The sequence below is a fragment of the Klebsiella sp. 141251 genome (assembly GCF_050600725.1).
GTDB classification, from domain to species: Bacteria; Pseudomonadota; Gammaproteobacteria; order Enterobacterales; family Enterobacteriaceae; genus Klebsiella; species Klebsiella aerogenes.
This window is the reverse complement of the sequence record NZ_JAQIRG010000007.1, coordinates 64,034-85,345: the sequence shown is the minus strand read 5'-3', so window position 1 is coordinate 85,345 and position 21,312 is coordinate 64,034. Positions and strand designations below refer to the sequence as shown.

The following is a 21,312-nucleotide window of genomic DNA, read 5'->3' as shown; positions in this document are numbered from 1 at the left end:
TTAAGAGCCTGTGTATAGGGTAATGAAAACGCGCCGCCGCCGCGGCCCATTCATTACCTTACTACCAGGAGTTCTGTATGAGCATTCAGTTTCTCGGCATGATCGGCCACCGCCTGTCGTCGGAAACCATCGCCCCGGTAGGGCCGATTTTTGACCGTGATTATATTGTGCGCTTCGCGCAAACACATGAAGCCGCGGGTTTTGACCGCCTGCTGGTGGGGCACTGGTCCGATCAACCCGACGGCTTTTTGGTGACCGCGCTGGCGGGGTTGTCGACGCAAAAGATAGCTTTCCTGCTGGCGCACCGTCCCGGTTTTGTCTCGCCAACTCTCGCCGCGCGTAAATTCGCCACCCTTGAACATCTGCTTGGCGGCCGGCTGGCGGTACATATCATCAGCGGCGGCAATGACGCCGAGCAGCGCCGTGACGGCGATTATCTCGACCACGACCAGCGCTATGCGCGCACCGACGCCTTCCTCGATACCATCCGCCAGGTCTGGACCGCCGAACAGCCGGTGGACATCGACAATGATTTTTATCAGGCGCAACAGGCCTGGTCAGCTATTCGCCCGCTGCAGAAACCGCATATTCCCCTCTATTTCGGCGGTTCGTCGGAAGCGGCGATTACGGTGGCCGGTAAACACGCTAACGTCTTCGCGCTATGGGGGGAGTCGCTGGCGCAAACGGCGGAAACTATCCAGCGGGTACGGGCGGAAGCGGCAAAACATCAGCGCGAGATCGATTTCAGCGTGTCGTTCCGGCCGATTATCGCCGATAGCGAAGCGGAAGCCTGGGAGAAGGCCGAACATATTCTGCATGTCGCCACCGAGCGGGCGGCGCAGAGTGAGGGGGGCTTTAAAGCCAAGCCCGATAGCGTTGGCGCGCAGCGTCTGCGGGCCACGGCGGCGCAGGGTAAGGTGGTGGATAAACGCCTGTGGACCGGCATCGCGCAGCTGGTGGGCGGCGGCCACAATTCCACCGCGCTGGTCGGCACGCCGGAACAGGTGGCCGATGCGCTGCTCGACTACTACGACCTCGGCGTACGTAACTTCCTGATCCGCGGATTCGACCCGCTGAACGATGCGCAGGAGTATGGCAAAGCGCTGCTGCCGATCACCCGCGAAAAAGCCGCGCTGCGCGCCGTGGCGGAGCGCGCATCATGAGGCCTCACCCCAGCGATGACTGGGTGCGGCAGCTCGCGGAGATCCGCCATCTGATGACGGAGGAGGCGGCCAGCCTTGATGCCAGCGGCGATTTTCCCCATCGCAATATTGACGTTCTGCGCCGACGCGGGTTTTTAAGCCTTGCCGTACCGCAGCAGTACGGCGGACCAGGCGCCAGTTTAGCCAAGCTGCAACAGGCCATTGCCGCCATCGCCTGGGGCGAACCGGCGACCGCGCTGATTGTCTGCATGCAGTACCTGCATCATCTGCGGCTGGCGGAAAATGTCCATTGGGCTGAGCCGCTACGCCAGCGCGTGTTTGATGATGCGCTCACAAACGGCGGGTTGATGAATAGCCTGCGCGTCGAGCCGGATCTGGGCTCTCCGGCGCGCGGCGGTCTGCCGCAAACGATAGCCAGCCGGAACAGCCGGGGCTGGCTGATTAACGGCCACAAAATTTATACCACCGGGATCGAAGGGTTGAGCTGGCTGGCGCTGTGGGCGCGTAGCGACGACAATCCGCCGCTGGTCGGTAGCTGGCTGGTTCCTGCCGACAGCGAGGGCATCAGCGTAGTGAAAAGCTGGGATCACCTCGGCATGCGGGCCACCGGCAGTCACGAGGTGGTGCTGAAAAACGTGCAGGTATCCGCCGGGCACGCGGTAGACGTTTGGCCCGCCGACGAGCCGCCCGCGGCGGACGCCGAACAGTTTCGTCTGTTTGCCAACCGTCATACGGCGTTGCTGGCGGCGATTTACGATAGCGTGGCCCGCGCGGCGCGCGACTGGCTTGTCGCGTGGCTGGGTGCGCGGGTCCCCGTCAATCTTGGACAACCGCTTTCCAGTCTGCCGCGGGTACAGGAAAAAGTGGGGCAGATAGAGGGGCTGCTGCTGGTTAACCGCGCGCTGCTGGAAAATGCCTCGGAGCTGGGCTTTTCCGCTATTGAGGCCAATCTGGCGAAAGTCACTGTCACCGATAACGCCATTCAGGCGGTCAACCTGGCGCTTGAACTCACCGGTAATCATGGTTTAAGCCGGCAAAATCCTCTGGAACGCCACTATCGCAACGTCCTGTGCGGGCGGGTACATACGCCGCAGAACGACAGCGCGTGGCAGGCGGCGGGTAAACACGCTTTTCAACAACAAGGATAATTCAGATGCGCATACCTCATTTTACCCGCATAGCCGGGGCGCTAATGCTATTGACGCTGAGCGGCTATGTTGCGGCTCAGGAAAGAATCACCCTGCGAATTGCCGATCAAAAAGGCGGCATGCGGTCGCAACTGGAAGCTGCTAACGCCTTGCAAAACCTCGCTTACGATATTAAATGGGCCGAGTTTCCTGCCGCCGCGCCGCTGGCTGAAGCGCTCAACGCCGGCGCGGTTGACGTGGGGATTATCGGCGATGCGCCGCTGCTGTTCGCGCTGGCGAACGGCGCGCCGGTAAAAGCGATTGCCGTCGATAAGAGCAACCCGGCGGGGACCGCCGTGCTGGTGCCGCCCGGCAGCGCGTTAAAAAGCGCGTCGGATCTAAAAGGTAAACGCATTGCCACCGGTAAAGGATCGATTGGCCATTTTGTGGCGCTGAAAGCGCTGGAGCAGGCGGGGATTTCGCCGAAGGATGTGCAGTGGGTATTCCTTGGCCCGGTGGATGCGAAAGTCGCGCTGCTTAACGGTTCGGTAGATGCCTGGGCGACCTGGGAGCCCTATACCACGCAGTTGGTGAAAACCGCCGAAGGGCAGATTCTGGTGAGCGGCAAAGGGCTGCTGCCGGGTAATACCTTCCTGGCCGCCACCGATAATGCGCTGAAGGATCCGCAAAAGCGCGCGGCGCTTCAGGATTATCTCACCCGACTGGCCGGCGCCGAGCGTTGGGCTTATGCCAATCTCGATAGCTATGGCAAAACGCTGGGGGAGATCATTCGCTTCCCGGCGGAGATCGCCCGCGCGCAGTTTGCCAACCGCCAGTCGCAGTGGCAGCGGCTGGACGCGCCGACGGTCGCCCAGCAGCAGTCGACGGCGGACTTTTATCTTGCTAACGGCCTCATTCGCGCAAAGCTCAATGTAACGCCGACATTTGATAACGGCTTCAGCGTGCCCGTCGCGCCGGTTCATGCGGAGGCGGCGCCATGATGACCACACGTTTTACCCGTCGTCGTTTCTTACAGTTTACCGGCGGTCTGGCGCTGGCCGGGGCGTCTGCGCCGCTATGGGCTCACGATATGGCGGAGATGGCGAGCGGCGATGAACATCCGGCGCTGCGTCTGGCGCAGCCTTACAAAATCAAGCTGGCGATCAGCAAAAGCGCGGTGTGCCTGGCGCCGGTCGCCGTCGCGGAGCAGCAGAAGATTTTTAGTAAATATAATCTCGACGTTGAGTTTGTTAACTTCGGTAATTCGACGGATGTACTGCTGGAAGCGATTGCCACCGGCAAGGCCGACGCCGGGGTCGGCATGGCGCTACGCTGGCTGAAGGCGCTGGAGCAGGGCTTTGATGTCAAGCTCACCGCCGGGACGCACGGCGGCTGCCTGAATCTGCTGACGGCCAAAAACTCGCCTTTTAGCGCGCTGGAGAGTCTGAAAGGGCAAACCATTGGCGTCACCGATATGGCCGGGCCGGATAAAAACTTCTTCGCCATCTTGCTGAAACGCCACGGTATCGACCCGATTAGCGATGTGCAGTGGAAAGTCTATCCGGCCGACCTGCTCAGCGTGGCGCTGGATAAACGCGAAATCGCCGCCATCAGCGGCAGCGAACCCTTCAGCTATCGCCTGCTGGAAACCGGCAAATATCAGCTAATCGCCAGCAATATGACCGGCGATTACGCCAACCTTAGCTGCTGCGTGCTGGGCGTCAGCGGCTCCCTTGCGCGCGATCATAAACCGGCGGCGGCCGCGCTTACCCAGGCGATTCTGGAAGCGCACAGTTATGCCGCCGCGCATCCGGAAAGCGTGGCGCAATCTTTTCTCGCCCATGCGCTAAACACTAACGAAGCGGAGGTGAGCGGCATTCTTCACGGCCAGGGGCACGGCCATCATGCGGTGGGCGAGGCTTTTGTTAAAGAGCTGACGCAGTATGCCGTGGATCTGCAGCGGGTACAGGTCATCAAACCGGGAACCGATCCTCATCAGTTTGCGGAGAGTATTTATGTCAACGTTTTCGCCTGATCGCGCGCTCGCCCGACCGGGGCCCGGCGCTCTGCTCTGGACGGAGGGCGGGCTTGCCGCCGCGCTATGGCTACTGGGCGGCCTGTTCACGCAGGCCTGGCCCGATGCCGGTCGGCGCTGGCCGTTTAGCGAGGAGTGGGCGCTGGCGCAGTTCACTCTCGGCGGCGGCCTGCTGTTACTGACACTGAGTTACCGTTACTGGCGGCAGCGGGGGGCGCGTTTGCAGCGTGCCGGGAAATGGCTGGCGCTGCTGCCGGTGCTCTTCGCGCTATGGGAAGGGCTAACGGCCAAAACGGCGTTGTTGCCGGTGCCGTTTTTCGCTCCGCCGCAGGCGCTGGTTGAAGTGCTGCACGATGACTGGCCGCGGCTGCTTGATAGCCTGTTGCATTCGCTGGGGCTGCTCGGGCTCGGAGTGCTGCTTGGCACCAGCTGCGGGTTTATCAGCGGGCTGGCGATTGGCTGGTCTCAGCGTATTGGTTATTGGGTGCATCCGATTTTACGCCTGCTGGGGCCGGTGCCTTCCACCGCGCTGCTGCCGCTATGCCTGTTTATCTTTCCTTCAAGCTTCGGCGCCAGCGTATTTTTGATTGCGCTCAGCACCTGGTTCCCGGTCACGGTATTGACCTGGTCCGGGGTCATCGGTATCGATAAAGCGTGGTATGACGTGGCGCGAACGCTGGGAGCCAGCCAGCGATTTCTGATCCTGCGCGTGGCGATCCCCGCCGCCCTGCCGAACGTGTTTGTCGGCTTGTTTATGGGGCTTGGCGCGTCGTTTTCGGTGCTGATTGTCGCCGAAATGGTCGGCGTCAAATCCGGGATCGGTTTTTATCTACAGTGGGCGCAGGGCTGGGCGGCCTATCCGAATATGTACGCGGCGCTATTCGTGATGGCGTTGCTATGTTCCGGCCTGATTAGCGGGCTATTTATGATTCGCGATCGGCTGCTGAGCTGGCAGCGCGGAGGAATGCAATGGTAAGTGCCCAGACAATTTCGACCGGTGCGGCGGTGGCGGTAGGTCATCTTCATCATGCGTTTACGTTGGGCAAACAGACGGTGCCGGTGCTGGAAAATATCAGCCTGCAGCTGCGGCCAGGCGAGAGCGTTGCGCTGCTTGGCCCTTCAGGATGCGGTAAATCGACGCTGCTGCGCCTGCTGGCGGGGCTGGAGCCGCAGCAAAGCGGGCATATTGAGATTGACGATGCGGCGATGGGCGGACCGGGGCCGGAACGGATCCTCGTTTTCCAGGATCCGACGCTTTATCCGTGGCTGACGGTGCGGCAGAACGTGCTGCTGGGGCCGCAGGCGCAGGGGAAAAAGGGGCTGGAGCCGAAGGCCGATGCGTTGATTTCACGCATCGGGCTGCAGGCGTTCAGCGAGGCGTGGCCGCGGCAGCTTTCCGGCGGGATGGCGCAGCGTGCGGCGCTGGCGCGCGCGTTGCTCAATGAACCGCGTTTACTGCTGCTTGATGAGCCGCTGGGTAAGCTGGATTCGCTCACCCGCATCAGCATGCAGCGCGAACTGATTGCGCTATGGCAGCAGCAGGGTTATACCAGCCTGCTGGTCACTCATGATATCGAAGAAGCGCTGCTGCTATGCGAGAGAGTGCTGGTGATGTCGCCGCGGCCGGGGCGCATTATCGCTGAGTTTACGCTGCCGCTGGCGTTTCCCCGCCATCGCGACAATCCGCTGTTATTGCAGCATCGGCAGGATATTTTGCGTATCCTCGGCCAGGAAGAGGATTGGTAAGCCAGGTGCGTTGTCCGGTATTTCCCCGCAGCAGGGGTTGGGGAGAAGTAGCCCGGATAAGGCGCAGCGCGCCGCTATCCGGGGCAGGGCAAGGTTTAAAAATCCATTTTCACCGTAAACTGTACTTCACGCGGGTCGCCAATCTGGTTGCCGAGATTATTGGTGCCGATTGACGAGGTGTAATAGGTCTTATCGAACAGGTTCTTCACATTCACCTGTAGCGTTACCGGATACTGCAGCTTCATTTTGTAAGCCGCGAAGACGTCGGCCACCGCATAGCCCTGCAGATAATAATCCGCGCCGTTGGTGCCGGACCGTTTGCTGACCGCGTGGCCGCCGCCGCCAACGGTCAGGGTGTTGCTGTTATAGACGTTATGAATGTCATAGGTCAGGAACAGCGAACCGGTATGTTTTGGCACGTTCGGTAGCGGTTTACCGGCATAATCAGGATCTTCCAGCACTTTAGCATCGGTATAGCCGTAGCTGGCGATGATGCTGAGGTTATCGGTGAGCGAGCCCGCCAGATCCACCTCCACGCCGCGCGAGCGAACCTTACCCGCGGTCTTCGCCACCGTCTCGTCGCCGATACTTTCGGTATACAGCACGTTACGTTTATGAATATCAAATAATGCGATATTGGCGGTAATACCCTCTAACAGGTCGAATTTGGCGCCGACTTCGTAAGAGGTGGACTCTTCCGGCGGCAGTTCGCCGATGTAGCTGGCAATCGACGACTGCGGCATAAACGACTGGGCGACGTTAGCAAACAGCGACACGTTTGGCGTTACCTTGTAGACCAGGCCTGCCTTCGGCGTCCATTTCTCATCGCGGCTATCGGTATTGACGTTAAACGGTCGGCCTTTCCCGGCATACTGGGTGTAATACTGGTAGCGTACGCCGGCCACGGCAATCCAGTTGTCGGTCAGATACAGGGCGTCCTGCAGATAGGTTGCGTAGCTCTCCTGTTTGATACGCTGATCGCTATCGGCAGCGGAGACGGTATTACAGGTATCGAGAGTGCCGTAAACCGGATGATAAATATTAAAGCCTTTCACGTTCTTACAACGCAGCATATCGGTACGCAGCAGATCGTAATTCTCATAGGCGACGCCGGTCAGCACTTCATTATAAAAGCCGCCGATGACCACATTGCCTTGTAGATCGGCGCGGGTGGAATGCATTTTTTGCGTTGAGCCATGGGTACCGTCGACCCGGCGGGTCAGGTTGCCGGGCGCAGAATCATAGGCCATCACCCTGGCCTGATTATCGTTGTAGTGATCCTGGCTGTAGCTGTAATCAAAGCGCGCGGTCCAGGCGCTGTTAAGTCGATACTCGGCATTCAATTGGGCAATATCGGAATAACCATCGGTGATATTAAAGGCTTCATCGAAACGGGTTTTACGGTCGACGTTGACCGCGTGGCCAGTATTGAGATCGAAAATGGTGCCTCGGTCAAAAGGAGCGCTGTAATCGCGATGTGAATACGAAGCGGTAATAGTCGCGCTATCGCCAAACCAGCTCAGGGAAGGGGCGATAAAGCTGCTTTTGTTCTTGCCGAAATTACGCCAGTAATCTTCATTTTGATATTCGCCGATCAGTCGATAGGCCAGACGAGTCCCTTCTATCGGACCGGTCACGTCGAAGCTACCCGTGCCGCCGCCAAAACTGCTGGAGGTGGCGGAAACCGAACCAGAGAACTGGCGCTCGGGGCGTTTGGTGACAACGTTAATCAGTCCGCCGGGGTCGAGAATACCGTACAGCGTCGAGGCCGGGCCTTTCAGAACTTCCACCCGTTCGGTCGCGGCGTTAAAGCTGCGCGGCAGAACGGTGCGCAGGCCGTTGGTCATGATAGAACCGTCGCGATTGGCGCCAAAGCCGCGGCGGGTAAAGGCATCCTGGGTACCGCCGAGGGTATTGGTCTGCACCACGTTGGCGACGTTATACAACGCTTCATCCAACGAGGTGGCGTGCTGATCTTCCAGCACCCGGTCGCTGACGGTATTCACCACCTGCGGAATATCCAACAGCGGCATTGAGGTCAATGTCGCCGTAGACGAACTCAGTGGCTGATAGCCGCTGGTGGCGTTCTGCTGGCGGCCCTCAGCTACCACGGTAATGGTGTCCTCGGCGTCTTTTGTATTATTTGCCGCGTTATTTTCTGCGGCCATTAATCCCGGTGAGGCTAAAAAAAGAAGCGAAAAAAGCGCGCGCCCTTGCAACGTCCAGCAGGCGACATGGGGTTGAGTCATTATCTGTTTCTCGTGAACGAATCTGCCTTTGCGGTCAGATAAAGCCAATAAAATCATTGCCCTGAAAATAAAACCTATCTGTTAAGCGTCTGAACGCGCCTTCAGATATGTAATTGAGAATCATTCAAGCACGAAGAAATGTAGTAGTAAATGTTATGTAAGATAAAAAATCGTCGCAGAAGAAAAGCACGATTTCGCAGCCTGTCGTAGGTAGTGGGATGCTTTTATTTTATTGATTATAAATACTATTCATAAAATTCATTTTGTGTCGCCGCGGGGTAGTGAACGTAACGATAACAACAAGAAGCACAGTATTGACTACTACATTCATCCCCTTCATGATCAAAAGAGAATGAGATTTATTTTGATTTGACTGCAGAACGTCGAGGGCTGATGCCGGAACGCTGCGGCGCAGGAGCGAGTTATGCCACAGCGGGTAAACCCTGCAGAAAAGGGGATCGTCCTGGAATCCCTGTCGGCCGGATATGGCCAGACGCTTATCGTCGATGACATTAACCTGACGATCCCCAGCGGTAAAATGACGGTGCTTGCCGGGGCCAACGGCTCAGGCAAATCAACGCTATTATCGACCATCGCCCGGATGCTAAAACCGCTCGGCGGCTGCGTGCGTCTGGACGGAAAGACCATCCACGACATGCCGACCAAAGCGGTCTCCCGCCAGCTGGGGATCCTGCCGCAATCGCCACTGACGCCGGAAGGGCTCACGGTGTTTGAACTGGTATCGCGCGGGCGCTACCCGTGGCAGGGGCTGATGCGCCAGTGGTCTGCAGCCGATGAACAGGCGGTGGAAGAGGCGCTGCAATTAACCGGCACCGCTGAATTCGCCCATTTGCCGGTTGATAGCCTTTCCGGCGGCCAGCGCCAGCGCTGCTGGATAGCGATGGCGCTGGCCCAGCAGACGAAAACCATTTTACTGGATGAGCCAACCACCTGGCTCGACCTGCGCTATCAGGTCGATATTCTTGAACTGCTGCAAAGCCTGACCCGCCAGCATGGCCGCACGGTGGTAACGGTCCTTCACGACCTGAACTTTGCGGTGAACTACGCCGATCTGCTGGTATTTCTCAAAAAGGGGCGGATAGTCGGGACCATTTCAGAACAGGAAATCTGCAGCCCCGAACTGATTAAAAACGTCTTTGATGTTGATGTGCAGATGTCAATCAATCCGCAAACCGGCAAACCTTTCTTTATGCCGTTTCGCGCACCCCAGGCCGTTGCCCGATGAGCGCCTCCGTGCTGTACGCCACGCGGCGTCGTACCCGTCCGCGGCTGGCATTGCTGCTATTAACCCTGATGCTTATCGCCGGTTCGCTGGTTCATCTTGGTTTAGGCGCCCGCTGGATCGCGCCGCAAACGGTCCTGCAGGCGCTGCTCGAGTACGATCCGCGGAACTTCGATCACCGTATTATTGTTGATTTACGTCTGGTTCGGCTGGCGGCGGCGCTGGTGACCGGCGCGGCGCTCGGCGTTGCCGGGGTGCTGCTGCAGACGGTGATCCGCAACCCGCTTGGCGAACCGCATATTCTTGGGCTTAACGCCGGCGCCTCGCTGGCGGTGGTCGCGACCTCGGCGCTGGGCCTCTCTCTCGGCGATTTTCCGGCGGCACGCCCGCTAACCGCCGCCTGTGGCGCGGCGCTGCTGTTCGGCGGGGTGATGGCGCTGGCCGCTGCCGGGCGCGGCGGGGCGACGCCGCTGCGCATCACGCTATGCGGCGTGGCGCTCTCGGCGTTTGCCTCGGCGGTGACGGCGGCGATATTAATTCTTGATGAACAAACGCTGCTGGCGATGCGCACCTGGCTTGCCGGCGATCTGTCCGGGTTGAACTGGGCTAGCCTACAGGCGGCGCTGGTGCCGGCGCTTTCTGGCATGGGACTGGCGCTGCTTCTCGCGCCACGCCTGAACGTGCTGGCGCTGGGCGATAAAGTGGCGCTGGGGCTGGGGGTGAATCTGGTGCAGACCCGACTGTTGGGGCTGGTCGCTATCGCGCTGCTGTGCGGCGCGGCGGTGGCGGTCGCCGGGCCAATTGGGTTCGTCGGGCTGGTGGTGCCGCACGTAGTGCGCCGTCTGATAACGCAAGATATTCGTCTGGCGTTACCGCTGGCGGCGCCGGTCGGGGCGCTGGTGCTGGTGTTGGCGGATATCGCCGCCCGTACCCTCGTCGCGCCGCAGGAACTGGCGACCGGGGCGATGACCGCGCTGGTGGGCGCACCGCTATTTATCTTTATCGCCGCGAGGTTTTTTAAATGAAACGCGCCGTTCACCGCGCCGGATTTCGGCCACTGGGTTTTGCTTCAAGGCATCTGTTGTTGCGCCCGGCTTCATTAAAAATTGCCGCCTTCATCCTGCTGCTTTTGCTGGCTCTCGGGCTCTACAGCCTCAGCCGAGGCAGCTTCCCGCTGCCATCTTCGACATGGGCGCGTGCGCTGCTGGCGCCGGAGCAGATTGGCGAACAGCAGCGTTTTATCCTGTTTGACATCCGCCTGCCGCGAATTTTGATGGCGCTGCTGTGCGGCGCCATGCTTGGGCTGGCCGGGGCGGCGATGCAGAGCATTACCCGTAACGGTCTGGCGGACCCCGGCCTGATTGGCGTCAAAGAGGGCGCCTGCATTGTCGTGCTGGCGCTAATTCTGTTTTTTCCGGCCGTAGGGCTGGCGTGGCGACCGCTGGCGGGAATGCTCGGCGGCGTGCTGGTGGCGCTGTTGGTGCTGGCGCTGGCGCGCGATTGTTCACGTCCGCGCTTTATTTTGATTGGCATTGGCGTGTCGTGGACGCTGGCGGCAGCGGTTGGCATTTTTATGACCACCGCCGACGTACGCGATGTACAGACGGCGATGATCTGGCTCTCCGGCAGCCTGCACGCGGCGACCTGGCCGCTGCTGGCGGTGGCGTTTTGCTGGGCGCTGCCTGGCGCACTGATTCTGTTCTGCACTGCCCGCGCGGCGGATGTGGCGCTGCTTGGCGACAGTACCGCCATCGGTCTTGGCGTGCGTTTGCCCCAGCTCACGTTACTGCGTTTCTTCGCCCCCGTGCTGCTGACCTCTGCCAGCGTTTCCTGCGTTGGCAGTCTGGGTTTTGTCGGTCTGATGGCGCCGCATATGGCGCGCTTCGTCCTGCGCGGCGGTCAGGTGGCGCTGCTCTGCGGCAGCGCGCTGATTGGCGCGTTGCTGGTGCTGGCAACCGATACGCTGGGGCGGCTGGCGTTTGCGCCGCTGCAGATCCCGGCGGGGATTGTCATTGCGCTGGTAGGGTGCCCATTTTTTATTGCTCTGCTTTGGCGTCGCCGTGACGCCCTGTAAATCAAAAAGGATTGTTATGCGTTGGTTCGTTTCTCTGCTGGTGCTGTGCGCGGGCGCTGCCGCGGCTGTCGATTCGCAAACCTTCACCGACGATTTAGGTCGTACGGTGAGCGTACCGCTGCATCCGCAGCGTATCGTTTCGATGCACGATCTCGATATTACCATCCCGCTGATCGAGCTTGGGGTGCCGCCGGTGGCCAGCCATGGCCGCACGCGCCCTGACGGCAGCCATTACCTGCGCTCGAGCGCTCAGTTAACCGGCGTCGATTTCGACAATAGCGATATTCGCTTTATTGGCACCGCCGATATTGACCTTGAAGCCGTGGCCGCGGCGAAGCCGGATCTGATTATTACCGAGCCCAGCCGCCATGTCTCGGTGGAGCAGCTGGCGAAAATCGCGCCGACGGTCAGTATCGATCACCTGCAGGGCAGCGCGCCGCTGATTTACCGCAAACTGGCGCAGCTCACCGGCAGCCAGGCGCGGCTGGCGGTGCTTGAACATCGTTATCAGGAACAAATTAAACAGCTAAAGGCCACGGTCGATCCTCAGCAGTACCGCGTGTCGGTGATTCAGGCGAATAACGGTAAGGTAACGGTACACCACTCGTATCACGCGCTGGGGCGGGTTCTGCGCGACGCCGGGTTCCGCTTCCCGCCTTTGATCGACAAGATCCCCGATGGCCAGCGGATCGACGTCAGCGCTGAACAGCTACCGGAGCTGGATGCCGATTTTGTCTTCGCCACCTGGCGTTCGGACACCGGCGGTAAGCCGCAGGATGAGCTAAAGGCCATGGAGGCGGTCATGCCCGGCTGGTGTGACTTTATGCGCGCCTGCCGAACCGGCCGCTATATTTTGCTGCCGCGCGAAGAGGTTATTTCTAATTCGTACGCCGCATTGACGCTGATGGTGGCTCATGTGCAGTCGCACATCGCCGGACGGCCGATTCCAGCGGGGGCGAAATGAAAGCAGGGGTGAAAAAAGAGAAGGGCAGAGTCGATCTGTTTGGCGAGCGCTTTCGCGCTCGCGCGCACCAGCTTTCGCCCCGTTTACGCGAGGTGGCAAACTACATCAATGATAATCGTGAAGTGGTGCTGGAACGCACGGCAATGGAGATAGCCACCGCCACCCACACCTCCGATGCCACCGTGGTGAGGGCGATTCAGGCATTGGGTTTTGCTGGGCTGCGCGAGTTAAAAGAGACCATGGCGCGCTGGTTCGGGCCGTCAGCGACCTCGTCGGAAAAGATGCGCTCGACGGTGGGGGCGCTCTCCTGTGATGTCAATTCCAGCATCGATTTTGTGCTGGATGGTCATCAACGCGCCTGTGAGGTGCTATCGCGTGCCGATAATCGCGCGGCGGTAGCCCAGGCGGTGGCGCTACTGGGCGATGCGCGTCAGGTGGCGATATTTGGCATCGGGGCGTCGGGGATCCTCGCCGAGTACACCGCGCGTCTGTTTAATCGTATTGGCTTACCTGCCTGTACCCTCAACCGTACCGGCTTCAGTCTTGCCGAGCAGTTGATTAGCCTGCAGCGCGGCGATGTGCTGATTATGATGGGGCAAAAATCACCGCATCGGGAGGGCATGACCACATTGCGCGAGGCGCAGCGGCTGGGGATCCCGACGATATTACTCACCCAGGCGCTGGATTCGCGCTTCAGTCAACTGGCGCAGGTGGTGATTGATGTTCCGCGCGGCGGCGATAACGGGCGGGTGCCGCTGCACGGCACCGTGCTGATTTGCCTTGAGATGATCGTGCTGTCCGTCGCCTCGACCGCGCCGCAAAAGACGGTCAAATCAATGAAGCGAATCAATGAATTGCATCGAGCCATCGGCAAATCAGGTGGTCAACGCGGTTGAACAAAAGATAATTCACTATCCGGATGCTTTCCGGTTGCATGCCATGCTAAGTATGTGTATTTTTATGCAAAATAAATGCATAAAAAGGATATCTCATGGTCAAGAATTTGCTCAAAGCGTGTTTCATGATGGCCGCGCTGGCGGCAGCCGGACAGGCGGCTGCGGAAACCTATACCGTCGGCTCCGGCGGCACCTACCGTCCCTTTGAATTCGAAAATAGTCAAAAACAGCTGGAAGGCTTTGATATCGATATCATCAAAGCCATCGCCAGGGCCGAAGGTTTTGACGTGAAGCTGGTCAACACCCCCTGGGAGGGCATTTTCGCCACCCTGGGCACCGGCGATCGCGACATTATCATCTCGGGTATTACTATCACCGATAAACGCAAACAGATGGTGGATTTCTCTACGCCGTACTTCCCGGCCGAGCAGTCGATTGTGGTGCCGGAAGGTTCAAAAGTGAACTCGCTGGCGGCGTTGAAAAACGAGAAAGTTGGGGTGGTGAACTCCAGCACCGGCGATATTGTGGTTTCGCAGGAACTGGGTAAAAACAGCACCTCCATTAAGCGCTTCGACAATACGCCGCTGATGCTGCAGGAGCTGTTTGAGGATGGCGTCAGCGCCGCGGTAGGCGACGTCGGGGTAGTAAAATACTACATCAAGCAGCACCCGGAAAAGCAGTTCAAGCTGGTGCCTGACGCTAAATTTGAGCGCCAGTATTTCGGTATCGCCGTCGCTAAAGGTAACAGTGAACTGCTGGGCAAAATCAACGCCGGTTTGCAGAAAATCGTTGCCGACGGCACCTACGCCAAAATCTATAAAACCTGGTTCGATGACAACGTACCGACGCTGCCTGCGCAATAACACCATTTTTCAGTGACCGCGGCTGTCGCTCAGGCGATGGCCGTATTTTTTTAGGGAAGGACTATGACGGGATTCCGTTGGGAGATCATCGAGGAGTACGGCCCGCTGTTTATGGACGGCGCCTTGATGACGATTAAATGTACCATTATCTGCGTGATCCTCGGGACGCTGTGGGGGTTAACGCTTGGACTGGGGCGGATGGCGAAGGCCGAGCACGGGCCATGGAAATATATTCTGCGTTATCTGGTGCAGTTTCCGGTACGCTTCTACGTCAGCGCCTTCCGCGGTACGCCGCTGTTTGTGCAGATCATGGTGGTACACTTTGCGCTGGTGCCGCTGTTTATTAACCCGCGCGATGGCCTGCTGGTCACCAGCGGGATAATGAGCGCCGATTTTGCCCGCGAACTGCGTTCTAACTACGGCGCGTTTCTCTCCTGTATCGTGGCGATTACCCTTAACGCCGGGGCCTACGTGTCGGAGATTTTCCGCGCTGGCATCCAGTCTATCGATAAAGGGCAGATGGAAGCTTCGCGCGCGCTGGGTATGCCGTGGTGGAAAACCATGCGTAAAGTGATCCTGCCGCAGGCGTTTCGCCGCATTCTGCCGCCGCTTGGCAACAACGCTATCGCTATTGTTAAAGACTCATCGCTGGCCTCGGCGATCGGGCTTGCCGATCTGGCCTACGCGGCGCGAACCGTCTCCGGCGCTTACGCCACCTACTGGGAACCCTACCTGACTATCTCGCTGGTCTATTGGGTGATTACCTTCCTGCTGGCGCAGCTGGTTAACCGTCTGGAAAAGAGGTTTGGCAAAAGTGATTCACATTAATAACTTACATAAGCGCTTTGGCGATAGCCACGTACTGCGCGGCATCAGCTGCGATATTAAACCGCAGGAAGTGGTGTGCATTATCGGGCCCTCCGGCTCCGGCAAAAGCACCTTTCTGCGCTGCATGAACGCGCTGGAAACCGTGAGCGAAGGCGAAGTGGTGGTCAATGGCTTTGCCGCCCATGACCGGACGACCGACCTCAACAAGATGCGCGAAAGCGTTGGCATGGTGTTCCAGCGCTTTAACCTGTTCCCGCATATGACGGTGCTGGAAAACCTGCTGATGGCGCCGATGAATCTGCGCAACATGCCGCGCCAGCAGGCGGTCGACCTGGCGGATGCCTTGCTGGCGAAAGTGGGCCTCAGCGATAAGCGCGATGCCTGGCCTTCCAGCCTCTCCGGCGGTCAGCAGCAGCGGGTAGCGATTGCCCGCGCGCTGGCAATGACGCCGTCAATTATGCTGTTTGATGAGCCCACGTCAGCGCTGGATCCGGAACTGGTAGGGGATGTGCTCGAAGTAATGAAAAATCTCGCCAGCGAAGGGATGACGATGGTTATCGTGACCCACGAAATGGGATTTGCCCGCGAAGTGGCTGACCGGGTGATTTTCATCGATCATGGCGTGATTCAGGAAGAGGGCAAACCGGCGCAGATCTTTAGCGCGCCGACCAATCCACGCACCGCCGCTTTCCTCAGTAAGGTGCTGTAGCCATCAGCAAAACGGGCAGGTGGAGTCCCGCCTGCCCGTTATCAACAACGCCCGCTATTGCGCGGTCTCGGTAGCCTCTTCCATGTCTTCTTCCTGCTCATTGGCGAGCAGCGTTTTTTCATTCTTGCTAAGGCACTGGATAAGCAGGAATAGCACGCCGCTGGCGAACAGGGTGATGATCAAGCCGTCGTAGCCGGAGACGCCAATCAGCATGCCGCTGACAATCGGCCCGGCCACGCTACCGGCGGACCAGAAAAAGCCAAACAGGGCGTTAATCATGATTAACTTTTGCCCGCTAAAGGTTTTACCCGCCCGCACCAGCGACAAGGTATAAAGCGCGCCCGCCGCGGCGCCGAGCAGCAGGCAGATAGCCATCAGCTGTACGCGCGAGGCGAGCATAAACGGCAGCGCCAGTAGCGACAGGCTAAAGACAACCGCGCAGATAAGATGCACGCGACGGATGCCGAAGCGGTCAGCAACCCATCCCAGCGGCGCCTGGAACATGGCGTCGCCGGTGAGAACGACGGTGACCAGCAGTACCGCCATCGTTTCATTTAAACCTTTATCAATGCCGTACAGCGGCAGTAGCGCGAGAATACTGGCGTCGAAGAAGGCAAAGCAGAATACCCCAGAGGCCAGCACCGGCAGGAAAGCCCCCAGGCTACGCCAGCTGGCGCGCTCGGCAAGGCTTTCGCGACTGCCGCGCGGCAGATGACGCAGCATCAGCAGGCAGACGGCGGTAATGGCGACAATGGCCATCAGCGCTACGTGTTGCCAGGCGGGGCCGACGGAGATAAGCAGCGGGCCGGCGAGCTGGCAGCCGGTAAAGGCCGAGGCATAGATGCCGGTGAGAGTAGCGCGATTACTGCCCGCCGCGCCGCCGGTTATCCAGCTTTCCCCCAATACGATAATGACGCCGGAGGCGAGTCCGGTCAGCAGACGCGGCACCAGCAACAGCGTCATGTCGGTGGTCATGCAGGAGGCGATGGTCGCCAACGCCAGCAGAATCAGGCTAACGCTGAGCAACGCGCCCATTTCAAAACGACGGCACAGCGCGGGAGAAAGAAAAGAAGAGAGCATCATTCCCGCGGGCGGCAGCGCGGCCAGCAGGCCGACATAAAGCGGAGCAACTTGCTGCTGCGCCAGCTCGAGGCTGATTAATGGCACCGTATAGCCGGTGATAAATCCCACAAGTGAAGCGGCCATGATCATCGCCAGCGTGGGGGCCAGGCGATTCTGGTCTGGGTTAAACATTGTATTCCCGATAACGGAAGGTTGCAGGTGGATAATCCGGCAAGACGCCGACCAGTCTGCATGATAATTAATCAGCTGACGGAAGTCACCGCTGAAACAGCTACTATTTTTGATATCGATAAAACGATCCGCTGGTGAATAGACAAAAATCATCATCGCTGAAGTTGTCAGCCGCGGGGGCGAAAGGATATAACGAAGGGTGCCGCCTGGAAGCAGCAGGACGGGGACCACTCATTCAGTAATGGAAGGAACAGGACATGGCGGTATCGTCTTCACTGATTGCCGAAGCTATCGGCTGGCGTCGCGATTTTCATGCTCATCCGGAGCTCGGGTACCAGGAGCAGGAGACCTCGCGTCGGGTTGCCGGGCTACTGGCTTCGTTCGGCCTGCAGGTACATGTCGGGCTGGCAGGTACCGGGGTCGTCGCGACGCTTGAGAACGGCCCGGGGCCGGTGATTGGCCTGCGAGCCGATATGGATGCGCTACCGATCGCTGAACAGGGGACGGTGGAATATCGTTCGCGTCGTGCTGGCGTGATGCATGCCTGCGGTCATGACGGCCACACCGCCATGCTGTTGGCTGCTGCCGTGCACCTTGCCCAGACCCGCAACTTTGGCGGCACCGTGCATTTTGTCTTTCAGCCCGCGGAGGAGAACCTCGGCGGCGCGCGCAAAATGGTGGAAGAGGGGTTGTTCGAGCGCTTCCCGATGGACGCCATTTACGCGTTGCACAACTGGCCAGGCTTGCCGCTGGGGCATGTGGCGGTGAATCCCGGGGCAATGATGGCCTCGCTTGACGCCTTCGAGATAACGCTCACCGGTAAAAGCTGTCATGCGGCGATGCCGGAAAGCGGCGCCGACCCTATCGTCGCCGCCGCCCAGCTGATTATGGCGCTGCAGACGATTCCGTCGCGCCGCCTGTCGCCGCAGGATTCCGCGGTGGTCAGCATTACCCAGATCAACGGCGGTGAGGCGATCAACGTGCTGCCGGACCGCGTGGTGCTGCGCGGGACTTTTCGCTGCCTGAGCAATACGGTGCGCGAGCGGGTAAAAAACCTGATTGAGCAGTACGTGCATACGCAGCCGCAGGTTTCCGACGTTGACGGTCAGATTGCGTGGTATCCGGGCTATCCGGTGACCAAAAATGATGCGCAACAGGCGCTGAAGGTGCGCGAGGTGGCGCAGGCCGAGCTCGGCGAAGCCGCGGTGCGCTGGCAGATCAATCCTTCCATGGCGTCGGAGGATTTTGCCTGCATGCTGGAAGTGTGTCCCGGCGCCTATTTCTGGATAGGCACAGACGGCGAGACGCCCTCCAGGCCGCTACACAATGCCAGCTACGATTTTAACGACGATCTGCTGGCGCCCGGCGTGGCGCTGTGGACGGCGCTGGTGGAATCGCTGCTACCTGCCGGGCAGGGCTAAGTTATCGTGCGCCGCGGAAAGCGGGTCAAGGGTCTCCGGGCGCCAACATTTTGCAGTTTAAAAAGCCTCGAGGGGAGTTCACTCAGCTAAATAACCTCCATCGATGGGATAAACGCCGCCGGTACAGAACGCTGCGTTTTCTGACAGCAAAAACAGTATGAAGTCTGCTATTTCCCGCATTTTTGCCATCCTCTTCATAGGGTGGCTATTGGCGAAACTACGTACGATATTGTCAGGAAATTCACTCATTCGTGGCGTTTGGACATAGCCCGGAGCGACGGCATTGATTCGAATGCCTTGCGTTGCAAACTCTAATGCTGCGGTTTGGGTCAAACCGATGATACCGTGTTTAGCCACGGTGTAGGGCGCTAATCCGGGAATACCAACCAGACCATTTACTGCAGATAAATTAACGATAGAGCCGCCAGACTTCATCATTGCAGGTATTTCGTATTTTAGGCAGTAAAAAACGCCGCTCAATGAAGTGGCAATAACTTTATCCCAGTTTTTAACCGTCTGCTCTGTTATATTTTTACCATGTTCACCTGTGATGCCCGCATTATTTACAGCATAATCAAGTCTGCCAAAATGTTTGATAACTTTAGCGATCATTTTCTCTACTTGCTCGGGTTGTGACACATCGCATCCGATCCCCAGCGCCTGTTGCCCCTGTGAAGATAATTGTTTCGCTTTTTGGATGGCCTGCTCTGGTGAACGGGAGACAATAACGACCTTAGCCCCATGTTGGTGTAATTGCTCTGCGACTGCCTCACCTATCCCTGTCGTGCTTCCTGTGATGACAGCAACTTTATTCTGGAAATTCATCATTCCCCCTATGACGTAGAATTGAGTCTTGCATCTGGGGGAGTATACAAAATCGCTGTGACAATTTTTGTCAGTACTCTTTTGCCTCGTCGATCCTTTCTTTTATTCTCCATTTTTTCAATAAAGCCGTCCGGCTTTCCCTGTAGATAGAGTCCAGTTGTGCCATCTCTGCAATTTTATCAGTTCTAAAGTGACGAAAATCATTTCTCATTTCACACCATGCGACCAAAAGCCAACATGACTGCATATATGCCAATCCGATGGGCCATATAACACGAGAAGAGTAAGCGCCTTTCTTGTCACAATATTTTATTTTGATTTTCCTTTGCTTTTTAATAGCGCTACGAATGTCTTTGAAAAATACCTCATTACTTTCTGCAGGGCCGATCAAATAGGATTGGCTTTCGATAAGGTTTTTTAATTCATCAGGAATGACGGCGTGTATTTTGGCAAGCGCATTCCTTGCTGTATTTTTGAAATCATTATCTGTGTTATGAGATACCCAGTTTAGCCCAAGGGTAATAGCATTGATTTCTTCATGAGAAAGATTTAAGGGCGGCAAATGAAAATCAGACTTGACGATATAACCCATTCCGGCCCCACCTTCAATACGAACCCCTTGATCCTGTAGCGTTTTTATATCTCTATAAAGCGAGCGCACGCTTATTCCTAATCTTTCTGAGAGCGTGGATGCCGTGATGGGATATCTTTGCGCCCTTAATATCTGTAGTAACTCGAGAAGCCTCTCTGTTCTGGTCATATTGATAAATCCATCCCGATACTGCGAAAAATCTTAAATCTAAAGTTTCCCGTTCATGCGCAGCGCATCAACAACGAGTGAAAAGGCAGGGGAAGGCTGCTTGCGGCTGGGATAATAAAGATAGTAGCCCGGAAAAGGATGACACCAGGACTCAAGCACCCGCACGAGACGACCTTCTCTGATGTGTGAGCCGAATTCCTCTTCAGGTAAAAAGGCTATGCCTAACCCGGCCAGGGCGGCGTCGACAACATGATCCGACGTGTTAAACGTCAACTGTCCATTAACCCGGACGTTCAACTCTCCTCCCTCGCGATCGAATTCCCAGACATAAATCCCGCCGGAGCGGACCATGCGCAAATTAATACACTGATGCTGCGTCAGCTCATGAGGCGTTTGCGGCTGCGGGTATCGCGCGAAATAATCTGGCGAGGCGGCTGCGGCCATGCGTAGTTTCGGGCCGATTGGCATCGCTATCATATCTTTATCAATCGTATCGCCAAGCCGCACGCCCGCATCAAACCGATCCGCCACGATGTCCCGGAATCCGTGATTAGCATCGAACTCAATATGAATATCCGGATATTCGCGGAGCAGCGGCGCAAGCTTGGGCAGCAGGGTCGTTTTCAGCACGTTCGGCCCGCAGGTGATGCGGACGGTGCCTGCAGGCTTGTCCCGCAGTTCAGTCAGCATATCCAGCTCAGCCTCTATCTCGTCAATACGGTGGCCCACCGATTGCAACAGGCGCTCCCCGGCGGCCGTCGGGGACACACTGCGGGTGGTCCGCGTTAATAGTCGGATTTGCATTCGTTCTTCCAGCCCGGAAATCGCCTGGCTTAGCGCAGGCTGGGTCACGCCAAGCTGCGCGGCGGCGCGCGTGAAGCTGCCTTCCCGCGCCACGGTGACGAAAGAGAGTAAATCGTTGAGGTTGCGTCTTGCCATGTTGGTTTCCGGGCTATTTATAAATTTTACTTATAAGGCTATTAAGCATTCATTAGCTAGTTTCACTGCTGCCTATTGGTAACAATAATGCGATGAAAAAGTCAACGCTAAACGAGATGGAAAATGCTCACCGTAAAACGCCACTGCTGATGATCCTCTCCGCCGGGCTCAGGGCTGTGGATTGAGCCGTCGCGCCTTCCATATCCATCGTTCTCT

The 21,312-nt window shown here is 57.9% G+C and carries 17 protein-coding genes and 3 pseudogenes; 15 read left to right on the top strand and 5 right to left on the bottom strand.

The features are described from left to right. The first annotated feature begins 77 nt into the window (after window positions 1-77). The 6 genes and pseudogenes from PGR09_RS16665 (at window position 78) to PGR09_RS16640 (ending at window position 6,071) form a co-directional block, all read left to right on the top strand. Window positions 78-1,182: pseudogene (locus PGR09_RS16665) on the top strand (LLM class flavin-dependent oxidoreductase). Next, window positions 1,160-2,311 carry an acyl-CoA dehydrogenase family protein gene (locus PGR09_RS16660; RefSeq protein WP_430916322.1) on the top strand — a complete coding sequence of 384 codons (1,152 nt, stop codon included), beginning with the start codon at window positions 1,160-1,162 and terminating at the stop codon, window positions 2,309-2,311. Before PGR09_RS16665 ends, PGR09_RS16660 begins: the two are co-directional and overlap by 23 nt. A gap of 5 nt (window positions 2,312-2,316) precedes the next feature. Next, window positions 2,317-3,291: an ABC transporter substrate-binding protein gene (locus PGR09_RS16655; RefSeq protein ID WP_047078794.1), complete on the top strand. Its 975-nt coding sequence runs from the start codon at window positions 2,317-2,319 to the stop codon at window positions 3,289-3,291. Next, window positions 3,288-4,325 (top strand): ABC transporter substrate-binding protein, encoded by a 1,038-nt coding sequence (locus PGR09_RS16650; protein WP_430916321.1) that lies wholly within the window; start codon window positions 3,288-3,290, stop codon window positions 4,323-4,325. The genes PGR09_RS16655 and PGR09_RS16650 overlap by 4 nt, the downstream gene beginning before the upstream one ends. Then, window positions 4,306-5,301 carry an ABC transporter permease gene (locus tag PGR09_RS16645; RefSeq protein WP_047066559.1) on the top strand — a complete coding sequence of 332 codons (996 nt, stop codon included), beginning with the start codon at window positions 4,306-4,308 and terminating at the stop codon, window positions 5,299-5,301. Before PGR09_RS16650 ends, PGR09_RS16645 begins: the two co-directional genes overlap by 20 nt. Continuing rightward, window positions 5,295-6,071, top strand: a complete 777-nt coding sequence (locus tag PGR09_RS16640; RefSeq protein ID WP_320482527.1) for an ABC transporter ATP-binding protein — start codon at window positions 5,295-5,297, stop codon at window positions 6,069-6,071. The genes PGR09_RS16645 and PGR09_RS16640 overlap by 7 nt, the downstream gene beginning before the upstream one ends. A 95-nt stretch (window positions 6,072-6,166) precedes the next feature. Here PGR09_RS16640 and PGR09_RS16635 read toward each other — a convergent pair whose 3' ends face one another. Then, window positions 6,167-8,239 carry a TonB-dependent siderophore receptor gene (locus PGR09_RS16635; protein ID WP_430916366.1) on the bottom strand — a complete coding sequence of 691 codons (2,073 nt, stop codon included), beginning with the start codon at window positions 8,237-8,239 and terminating at the stop codon, window positions 6,167-6,169. Between the two features lie 505 nt (window positions 8,240-8,744). On the opposite strand from PGR09_RS16635, the gene PGR09_RS16630 reads away from it, so the two are divergent. The 8 genes and pseudogenes from PGR09_RS16630 (at window position 8,745) to PGR09_RS16595 (ending at window position 15,897) form a co-directional block, all read left to right on the top strand. Next, complete coding sequence (locus PGR09_RS16630) at window positions 8,745-9,566, top strand: ABC transporter ATP-binding protein (protein WP_047046631.1); 822 nt, start codon at window positions 8,745-8,747, stop codon at window positions 9,564-9,566. Then, a complete protein-coding gene (locus PGR09_RS16625) occupies window positions 9,563-10,588 on the top strand; it encodes a FecCD family ABC transporter permease (RefSeq protein ID WP_315710141.1) in 1,026 nt (341 codons plus the stop codon). The genes PGR09_RS16630 and PGR09_RS16625 overlap by 4 nt, the downstream gene beginning before the upstream one ends. Beyond that, on the top strand, window positions 10,585-11,637 hold the full coding sequence (locus PGR09_RS16620; RefSeq protein ID WP_045396176.1) for a FecCD family ABC transporter permease: 1,053 nt from the start codon (window positions 10,585-10,587) through the stop codon (window positions 11,635-11,637). Before PGR09_RS16625 ends, PGR09_RS16620 begins: the two co-directional genes overlap by 4 nt. An 11-nt stretch (window positions 11,638-11,648) precedes the next feature. Then, window positions 11,649-12,601 (top strand): annotated as a pseudogene (locus PGR09_RS16615) (iron-siderophore ABC transporter substrate-binding protein). Next, a pseudogene (locus PGR09_RS16610) lies at window positions 12,552-13,497 on the top strand (MurR/RpiR family transcriptional regulator). The pseudogenes PGR09_RS16615 and PGR09_RS16610 overlap by 50 nt, the downstream one beginning before the upstream one ends. 95 nt (window positions 13,498-13,592) lie before the next feature. Further along, window positions 13,593-14,360 carry a basic amino acid ABC transporter substrate-binding protein gene (locus PGR09_RS16605; RefSeq protein ID WP_047046620.1) on the top strand — a complete coding sequence of 256 codons (768 nt, stop codon included), beginning with the start codon at window positions 13,593-13,595 and terminating at the stop codon, window positions 14,358-14,360. A 63-nt stretch (window positions 14,361-14,423) separates the two neighbouring features. Then, on the top strand, window positions 14,424-15,188 hold the full coding sequence (locus PGR09_RS16600; RefSeq protein ID WP_020079062.1) for an amino acid ABC transporter permease: 765 nt from the start codon (window positions 14,424-14,426) through the stop codon (window positions 15,186-15,188). Next, a complete protein-coding gene (locus PGR09_RS16595; RefSeq protein ID WP_430916365.1) occupies window positions 15,175-15,897 on the top strand; it encodes an amino acid ABC transporter ATP-binding protein in 723 nt (240 codons plus the stop codon). The genes PGR09_RS16600 and PGR09_RS16595 overlap by 14 nt, the downstream gene beginning before the upstream one ends. Before the next feature lie 54 nt (window positions 15,898-15,951). On the opposite strand, the gene PGR09_RS16590 is transcribed toward PGR09_RS16595, so the two are convergent. Beyond that, entirely contained in the window at window positions 15,952-17,151 is a 1,200-nt protein-coding gene (locus tag PGR09_RS16590) for an MFS transporter (protein ID WP_380379219.1), read from the bottom strand. Between the two features lie 257 nt (window positions 17,152-17,408). On the opposite strand from PGR09_RS16590, the gene PGR09_RS16585 reads away from it, so the two are divergent. After that, window positions 17,409-18,572: a M20 aminoacylase family protein gene (locus PGR09_RS16585; protein ID WP_430916320.1), complete on the top strand. Its 1,164-nt coding sequence runs from the start codon at window positions 17,409-17,411 to the stop codon at window positions 18,570-18,572. A 78-nt stretch (window positions 18,573-18,650) separates the two neighbouring features. On the opposite strand, the gene PGR09_RS16580 is transcribed toward PGR09_RS16585, so the two are convergent. The 3 genes from PGR09_RS16580 to PGR09_RS16570 all read right to left on the bottom strand — a co-directional run bounded on the left by PGR09_RS16580 (window position 18,651) and on the right by PGR09_RS16570 (window position 21,096). Continuing rightward, complete coding sequence (locus tag PGR09_RS16580; protein ID WP_430916319.1) at window positions 18,651-19,397, bottom strand: SDR family NAD(P)-dependent oxidoreductase; 747 nt, start codon at window positions 19,395-19,397, stop codon at window positions 18,651-18,653. 70 nt (window positions 19,398-19,467) lie between these two features. After that, window positions 19,468-20,157 (bottom strand): helix-turn-helix transcriptional regulator, encoded by a 690-nt coding sequence (locus tag PGR09_RS16575; RefSeq protein WP_430916318.1) that lies wholly within the window; start codon window positions 20,155-20,157, stop codon window positions 19,468-19,470. Between the two features lie 39 nt (window positions 20,158-20,196). Then, window positions 20,197-21,096 carry a LysR family transcriptional regulator gene (locus PGR09_RS16570; RefSeq protein ID WP_045396202.1) on the bottom strand — a complete coding sequence of 300 codons (900 nt, stop codon included), beginning with the start codon at window positions 21,094-21,096 and terminating at the stop codon, window positions 20,197-20,199. Between the last annotated feature and the right edge of the window lie 216 nt (window positions 21,097-21,312).